Consider the following 8,296-nt stretch of genomic DNA (forward strand, 5'->3'; position numbering starts at 1 on the left):
GCCGTAGCGCCCCTCCTGCACCCCGGGCCGCATGTGCCCGCCGCGCCTCGTCACTCATTAGAGTGATATGGCGCGTTATTCATGGAATATTTCCATCGACGATGGATAGGATGCTTGCATGACGCTCAGTACGTTGGAAACGCTGCGGCTCACGATCGCCGCGATTAGGCAGCGCACCGGGGAGAGCCAGCGTGACCTCGCCGCCGCGGTCGGGCTGACCCAGGACAAGGTGTCCCGCCGTCAGTCCGGTGCGCAGCCCTGGTCCCTGGACGAGGTCGACGTCCTGGCCGGCCACTGGGGGATGGGGCCGTTGGACCTGCTCTCCGGGCCGACCCACGCCGCCCAGTCCCTCACCTGGCCCCCCGGCACCGCCGCACCCGCCCCGGTTCCGCCGACCTTCGCCGCCCAGGCCCCGCCCGCCCCGGCCGCTGGCGGGCCCGCCCCGGCCCCGGCCGACCCGGGTACCGAGCAGCGGGTGCTGCCCGCCGTCCCGGCCCCCCAGGTGCTCCCCGCGGCCGCTGTTCCGGGCGTGCCCACCCCGCCCACCCAGGTGCCCCCCACCGCTGTGCCGGCCACCTCGGTCGCTCCGGTCGCTGCCCCCGCCTCCGTCCCGGCCGGGGCCGCGACGGAGTACGACCGGGGCCCGGACGGCGCCCCCGCCCTCCATCCCACAGCGCCGTGCGAGCGGTGCGGCCGGCCGATGCGCCACCGGATCGGCGGCCGCCCGCTCCACATCGGCGGCTGGTGCACCCCCACCCCCCCGGTGGCAGAGCTCGTCCAGGCCGCCGAGCGGCAGCAGCCCGCCGTCGGCGGGGACCAGGCCGTCGCCGTGCCGGCCACCGCCCCGGTGCCCGCTGCGCCCGGCGCGGTGCCCGCGGCCCCGGCACCGGCACCGGCACCGGCCTCGGCGTCGTCCGCTGCTCCCCGCTCGGGCCCGACCGCCCGCAGCCGGGAGTACGCCGGCACGGGCCGCGAGCTGGGCTACTACCTCGACATGATCACCTCGGCGGTCGAGGAGGCGCTGGAGGAGCACGGCGGCGACACCGAGGCGGCGGAAAAGGCGCTGGAGAAGAAGGCGATTCCGAACGGAATGGCCTTGTTCGACGCGACCCGGGTCGGCGCCGCGTACGAGCACACCGCTTATCCGGAAAGGCTAGAATTTCTCTCGAAGAAGTCCCGGAATGGCGCGGACGAGATCTGGGAGGGGCGCCACAAGTGGGAGAACGCCCCGCTGATGGCCGCCCTCAAGGCCGGTGCCGACCCGGTGACGGTGGACGTCCTGGACACCAACGCCGCCTACTGCAGCGCGTTGAAGACCCACCTGCCGATCGGTGCCCTGCAGCACCGGCCGGACGGCGGCTGGGACCCGAAGCGCTCCGGCGTCTACCTGCTGCCCCAGCGCCCGACGTGGGAACACCCGCACCTGCCAGACCCGATCGGCAACCGCCACGAAACCGGGCCCGTGCTGCTGGACGAGGCCACGGTGCGACTGCTGATCCGCTGCCACAAGCTCGGCCTCACCGACGCCCCGCACATCACCGAGGCCTGGACGAGCGGCTCGTCCGAGGGTCTGCTGGAGAAGTTCCGCCGCGTCCTCACCGCCGCACGCGAAAACGCCATCGCCGACGGCGACACGGTCACCGAAAAATACGTCAAGGCCATGTACGCGAAATTCGCGTCCACCATCGGCGAATCCACCTACAACCGCGACATCCGCCGCCCCGACTGGATGCACATCATCCGCTCGCAGGCCTTCGCGAATCTCTGGTACAAATCCCAGCGTGCCCACAAAGCCGGATTGACGATCGTCGCGCTGCGCGGCACCGACGAACTGCACGTCACCGGCGGCGAATGGCGAAAGAGCGCGGGCGGTGTTTTCGAGGAGGGCCGCCTGACCACGCAGCTGAAACTCAAGGACCAATACACCCTGCCCCGCACCCGGAACCGGAGCGCCTAAGTGTCGACCGACGGATGGAAGAACTTCGGCCGCTACGGCGCCGACCGCGACCCCGGAAACGTGCACGGGAAGATCGCCCTCGGCCGGGCCCTGGAGGACGCACTGGAGCGCATGATCATCGAAGGCGGCATCAAGTCCCCGCCCAGCACCCGCCGCGGCCTGACCGCCCGCATGCGCTACCTGATGACCCACAAGGGCGGCCGCGAGGCCCTCGCCGACGCCGGCGTCACCGCCACCCCGGCCACCATGCGGGCCTGGACCAAGGGCAGCCAGCGCCCCCGCCCCGCCAACCAGGAGGCGATCGACACCGCCTACTGGAACCTGCGCGCCGCCAACGTCCTGAACAACCCCGCCATCCTCAAGGCCCACCTCAACAACGGCGGCCGCGGCACCAAGGTCGAGATCCACCCCATCAACCAGCAGGTGGTGGACGAGCCCCGCCGCCGCGACAACCTGCGCGTGCGCTCCTTCCAGGTCCGCTACGTCTGGGACGACGCCGTCGACGCCCTCACCACCGGTGACGTCGGCAAGATGGAGGAGATCTGGGACGACATCATCGCCGACCTCGACTCCGACTGGGGCGCCTACACCTACGTCTCCCACATCGGCCTCGGCGCCTGATGCACGCCGCCGACCACACCCTGCCGGTCCGCCTCCCGGTGAACGCCGACCGCACCGACGACGGCGACCAGAGCCAGCTCGACGACGCCGCCGCGAGCGCCCGGCCGGCCGCGACCACCGCGACCACCGTGTCCCTGCCGCACCCGACCACCCCGCACCCGACCACCCCGCCGCCGAGCACGCCGGTGCCGTTGAGCCCGCCGCCGGGCGCGCCGGTGCTGCTCCTGGACCCCGGAGCGCTCACCGACCCGGCCGACCGCGAGCGGGCCCTGGTGCAGCTGCTCCGCTACCAGGCCCGGGTCCGCACCGCCCACCTGCGCCTGGAGGAGGGCGACCGGGTCGAGCTGCTGGAACCGGTCCACGCGTCGTGGATCGACGAGGACCTGGCCGCCGAGGAGTACTGGGAGGAGGACGCCCGCGTCCGCGTGGACGTCCCCGCCGGCACCCTCGGCGTCATCACCCGAGTCCGCCGCCACCCGACCCCGTGGCCGTACGTCGTCGCCTTCGACCGCGGCCCCGAATGCGCCGTCCGCGACCACCAGATCACCCGCACCCTCGACCAGTCCCTCACCCCCGCCCCGCCGCCCCCGGCCCGGCACCCGCGCACGCTCTGACCTGACCGGCCGCCACCGCCCCGCCCACCGGCCAGTAGCACCCGCCCCCGGGCACACAACAGGCCCCCACGCCCTTACCGGGCGTGGGGGCCTTCGACGTGGACGGCGCGTCGCCGCGGGCAATGGAGAGCAGCGCGCGCCGCCACCATCCTCCCAGACCCGCCCCAGGCCCCGCCCCGGGCCACCAGGCCGCGGCCGGCGCCGCCGTCGGCCGCCCCCGTCCCGGACGCACGTAGGTACCACCGCAGGCACACCCGCAGGCACCACCGCAGGCACGTGCGTAGCTACCACCGCAGGTACCCCGTCGCTCTCACAGAGGATCGGGCATCAGCGCAGGTCAGACCACCTGTCAGACATCACGAAAAATCAGACAACCCCTCTCTGTGCTGCCCTTCTCCTGGTCCCGGGTGTGGATGGTGGGTGGGGTGTGCGGTTGAACGGCGGGGGCTCCCACCCTGCGGGGCTGTCCTCTCCGTGGTGCGCCCGGCAGTGCCGGCCGCCGACAGTTCGGGCCGGGACCGCCGTCCGGGCCCGGACGAACCCCGGCCGCAGGAGTGCGGGCCGCTTCCGGGACCCGTGCCCGCCGCCCCGGGCCGGTCCGTCCGGCCACGGGCCGTGGTTGCCCCGGAGGTTGCCCCGGGCGTTGCCTCGGAGGTTGCCCCGGGAGTTGCTCCCGAGGTTGCTCCGGGACAGCCCCGGTTGTCCCGTGTCCGTGCTGGTCAGCGTCCGGGACAACCCGTCCCCGGAACGCCGACTACTCCTCTCCACGCCCCGGACGGCCGGGAGAGCAGCAGCACCTCGGGTGTCCCGTACGGCCCGTGGAGATCCCGGTCGCGAGACCGGCGCGGCGGGTGGACGCGGGCCACCGTCGTCCCGCGCCCGGGAACGCGACGTCCCCGGCGCGGCGGCGAGTTCGGCACGCTGCTCCTCCTCCTCCCGCTCGTCCTCGGCCCGCCGCCCCGGATCGGGCTGTGCCTGGGCGGCGTGGTGGGCGGCGAAGGCGGCCCGCTCGACGGCGAAGGCCGAGGGCGCCGAGACCGCCGGCTCGGCGACGTCGCCGCCGGGGCCCCGGCCGGCCGAGCCGGTTACGGGCGGGGAGACCGGCCCCCGACCGGCCTCCCGTGAGTTCCGACATGGCTCCTCCCCTGGGTCCTGACGTAGGTCCTGACGTGGGTCCTGACGTGGGTCCTGACGTGAGCCCCCCACCAGTGCCGCCCCGGCCGCGTTACCGCAGGTCAGAGCCCGCTCACCAAGGTTCGGGACGTCCGACAACCCTCTCCTGAGCCCCTTTTCTGCCTGGTGGTGGACGGGGTGGGGCGGTCGTCGAGGGCCCGGCGCCTGCGGCGGGCCGGGTTTGGTGGTGGCGTCCGGCGGTGCCGGCCGCGCCGGGGCCGGGGCGGCGCTGTCCGCCGGGAGCGGGCCGTGGCGGTGGTACACGCCCGGCGAAGGCCGGCTGCCCCGATCGGCCGCCAGGAGAACGAGCCCGTCGCCCTGGCCGACGTCCCCGCCGCCCTCGACCTGCCCCCGCTCACCGCCCCACCGGACGCCACCGCCGCACCCACCAGTGACCGGAGAAAGGCGACGCTCGGCGGCCCCACGCGCAGAAAGGCCCCCCGCGCCCCGGGAACCCGGGACACAGGGGACCCGCTCGCGTGCCGCGGGAAGGACGGTGCGCACGGCCCCGCGCGCGACCTACACGTGTTGGGCGGTCCGGGCCGGGGCCGCCGTGCGGGCCTGGACGAACACCCTGGGTGGTCGTCAGCGCCTTCGGTGGCGGGGTGGCCGTTTGGTGATCTGTTCCACCATGGCGGCCCACTGCGGGTCGGTCTCGCGGATGCGCTGCCACCGCTGCTCGCGCAGTACCGGCCAGTACTCCTCGGTGCGGCGAAGGGCGGCCAGCAACCGCTCCGGGGTGGTGTCGAAGGCCGGTGCGGCCCAGTCGTCCCAGGCGAGCCACTCGTCGCGCGCACGGTCGTAGCGGGCGCGGGTGCCGCGGCGCCCGGTGGTCTCCAGCTGCCGGTAGGTTTCCTCGGCGATGCCGAGCCGCGCGGCCATCTCGGCGCGGCTGCGGCCGGCGAACACCCGCAGGTGGACCAGGCGCTCGTGCTCCACGGTGCACAGGTCGGCCGGAGCGACGCCGACCGCCTTCGCCAGGCGCACCAGCAGCTCCGGGCGGGGAACGCGCGTCCCGGCGAGGTAGAGGCTCACCGCGCGCTCGGTGACGCCGACCTCACGCGCGATCCTCGCCACCGACGCACCGACGGCCGTGCGCGCGGCCCGCAGCTTCGCCGCGTCGAAGCCGTACGCAGTGGTGCTCACCCCCGTCTCCTATCCGCCGTCGTACAGGGAAGTCCGTTCACCCTGAACGATCGGCAACGGACGCGGGCCGGTGAAGGTCCGTTCAGGGTGAACGAACCACAAGGGTGTCGCCGGGGTCGTGGTTCGTGCCTGCGGCGCTGTAGGTGGGGCGGGGGCCGACCGTGGTCGTCCGGAGCCTGCGCCGGGTTGGCGGCCGTCCAGGCCCCGCTCGCCGACGTCCGCGGCCGTCTCTGGCCGTCTCGCAGGGGCGGGGCTGTTAGGCCGCCTCGCCCAGGTCCCGCCGCGCCCGGGCACCTGGACCGAGCACCAAGCCGCCACCGGCGTCGTTGCGAGCGTCGGCCGCTCCGACTCCGGTTCACGTGCAGGCCCCCGCGCTCCGTACAGGAGAGCGCGGGGGCCGGTGGGGTGCCGCAGCCAGGACGGCCCGCGTGGTCAATCGATGACGAACGGGTTCGTTTCCACGACGCAGCCCGATCCGATGACGAAGCGTGGCGCCGGGCCACCGTTGGGAAAGCCGAAGAAGCTGACCGAGTTGGTGCAGTACACCTGGGACGGGGCCTTCTCGCTGGTACGGAGCACGACCGGGCCCTGCCCGGGGTATTCGCGGTTCGGAGTGTCTGGGTAGACCTGAATGGCCTGGTTGCCCATCCAGGGCGCACCCTTCGGCGCGGCCGGCGGCAAGGGAGGACGAGGCGGCTTCTCCGGCGCCGGCGGCGCGGCCACCGTCTTCAGCGGCTACGCGGGCGGCGCGGGCGGCACCGGCGGAAAGGGCGCCGCCGGCTCCAAGGGGGCCGTCCTCATCCAGTGGTGAGTGCGTGCCGGCTATCCGTACGCGTGCGCGCCCGTGTGCGTTGGCACGGTCGCAAAAGTCGCAAAAAACACAGGATCTCCACATGCGGCGGCCCCGCCCAGGATGGGTGTCCGGGCGGGGCAGGCGTGACGTGGGGAACCGACTTAGACGGGGCAGGGGGGAGCTTCGACCCACCCCGAGGACAGGTTGCCGCTGTAGATCCATCCGTACTCGGTCATGACCCACCAGGTGTCGTGCTGCGTGTTGCGGTACCTGCACCCGGCGAAGACGGAAAGTCCTGATGACGCGTCGGAGTGGTTGTAGCAGTCGGAGCCGGGACCGGACCAGATGTGGGTCGGGCTCTTGGTGGTCTTCACCCGTGGTGCGTCGAAGTAGATGGTCGGACTCCAGCCGCAGCGCTCCAGGATTGCCGAAGGGCCAGACGGACCCGAGACAGCATGTGCGGGAGCGATGACTCCAGTGCCGAGCGCGATTGCGGCGGCAGCCGTGACTCCGATTTTGCCGAGGTGCGAGCGTACGGACATGACGTCCCTCCGTTGTTCCTCGGACCAGCCCAGGCAGGAGGGCTGGACGTGACATCAGAATGAATGGCATGTGCAGATCGAGTCAATGCTGTTGTCCGGACACGCCCTTCACGCGCGCATGCCCCGCCCGATGCCGACGGAGCGTCGGGGACCAGCGGCCGTGTCGGTCCGCGGCCTCCTTGGACGCGGTCGAGAACGCCCGGAGCGAGTCGCCGCAGGGTCCAACCCGCTGCTGGCCCGCGTCGCCGGATGCCACACGCGAGCCATCGGGCGGGACATGCCACCCGCGCCCGGGGGCGCCGGCATCGGACGGCGCCAGGTCCGGGCCCAGCCCTGGACGACGGCGTGCCGCTCGCCGCCGCTTCGCCGGCGTCCAGGTCCTGCTCGGTGCGGTCGCCCGGAGTGGGGTCCTGTTCGGTGGTGACGGGGCCCGGCCCGCCACCGCACCCGAGCCTGGTGGGCGGTGCTGTGCTGCGCCTCCGTCCGGCTCGCTGCGGTCGCCCGGGGCCTGTCCGGCGCCGGCCCGGCGGGCGGCGCGGTGCCCGGGCCCGCCGGTCGGCTCGTCGTTCGTCTGGCTCGGTTGCGGTCGTTCGGGTCCCGGGCCGGGGCCGGTGCGCCCTGCTCGCGGGCCGCTAGCTGTTTGACCGGGCGGGTTTATGGGGTTTTTGCATGGGAATTTCGGAGTGGGGTTGTGGTTGTACCAGAATTCCTCGTCATATCGCCAACGGGGCCGGGCCGGAGGCTTTCTGAAGGGGCATGGGGCGGGATTCCTGGGTCTACACAGGGCTCCGGGGTGATGCATTGTCTGGGTGAAGCCGGGGCGGGGTAGTGGCTGCGGCAAGGTTTGCTGACGGCGGCATTCTGATACAGGGTCACGGGCATTTCCTGGGGTATTCGGGTTCCGCGCCGGGGCAGACAGGTACAGACCACTGAACGTGGTCTGTACCTGTTGCGTTGGGTGATGGTTGGGGTGGGTGGCCTTGCGTCACCCGAGGGTGTCGTGACACTATGCAGTCAGGTGGTCGGGGTGTGGGTCTTGGCCATCGCGGGGCGGGAGGGCGGCGTCGAAGGCGAGGACCCACCCCCTCCTCCCGGTCAGCCAGGCGCACGGAGTGCGCCAAAACCCCCACTGACCAGCAGAAATAAGGGCCAGGCCGGGCCCGGACGGGGTGCCATGGCCCGCCGGTGCGGAGCGCCGGCACCCCGGCGAAGGGAAGCCCGACCATCAGACCGAGCCCACCCAGACCAGCGGCGCGGACGCGCCGCAACTACCCTCCGCTACTGCGCCCCGGAGGGGCGCCGCAACGCTCCGTCACGCTAGTGACGGCGCGTCATGTCTGCGGAGCAGACGGCGCGCTGATGGCCTTCAGCCGGTCATTGCTGACCTTCGTCCAGGTCGGGTCCCACCGGCCCGCGGCATAGTCGGCGCGGGTGCTGTACAGAGAGCCGT

General features: G+C 73.0%; 6 protein-coding genes. 4 read left to right on the plus strand and 2 right to left on the minus strand.

Going from position 1 to position 8,296, the window contains the following annotated elements; translation table 11 throughout:
- Nucleotides 1-118: 118 nt before the first annotated feature.
- The 3 genes from ACWDBE_RS34290 to ACWDBE_RS34300 are packed head-to-tail and all read left to right on the plus strand — an operon-like array spanning nt 119 to nt 3,192.
- Nucleotides 119-1,957, plus strand: coding sequence for an acyltransferase (locus ACWDBE_RS34290; RefSeq protein ID WP_449809897.1), 1,839 nt, complete (start codon nt 119-121; stop codon nt 1,955-1,957).
- Nucleotides 1,958-2,578, plus strand: coding sequence for a hypothetical protein (locus ACWDBE_RS34295; RefSeq protein WP_449809898.1), 621 nt, complete (start codon nt 1,958-1,960; stop codon nt 2,576-2,578).
- On the plus strand, nt 2,578-3,192 hold the full coding sequence (locus tag ACWDBE_RS34300; RefSeq protein ID WP_449809899.1) for a hypothetical protein: 615 nt from the start codon (nt 2,578-2,580) through the stop codon (nt 3,190-3,192). Before ACWDBE_RS34295 ends, ACWDBE_RS34300 begins: the two co-directional genes overlap by 1 nt.
- Before the next feature lie 1,758 nt (nt 3,193-4,950).
- Here the strand turns inward: ACWDBE_RS34300 and ACWDBE_RS34305 are convergent.
- The gene (locus ACWDBE_RS34305; RefSeq protein WP_449809900.1) at nt 4,951-5,511 is read right to left on the minus strand and encodes a helix-turn-helix domain-containing protein; all 561 of its coding nucleotides are present in this window, start codon (nt 5,509-5,511) and stop codon (nt 4,951-4,953) included.
- A gap of 432 nt (nt 5,512-5,943) precedes the next feature.
- Nucleotides 5,944-6,159: a hypothetical protein gene (locus ACWDBE_RS34310; RefSeq protein ID WP_449809901.1), complete on the minus strand. Its 216-nt coding sequence runs from the start codon at nt 6,157-6,159 to the stop codon at nt 5,944-5,946.
- Here ACWDBE_RS34310 and ACWDBE_RS34315 point away from each other — a divergent pair.
- Nucleotides 6,152-6,322, plus strand: coding sequence for a hypothetical protein (locus ACWDBE_RS34315; RefSeq protein WP_449809902.1), 171 nt, complete (start codon nt 6,152-6,154; stop codon nt 6,320-6,322). The genes ACWDBE_RS34310 and ACWDBE_RS34315 overlap by 8 nt on opposite strands.
- Nucleotides 6,323-8,296 lie beyond the last annotated feature (1,974 nt).

It is taken from the genome of Kitasatospora sp. NPDC001132 (assembly GCF_053598415.1).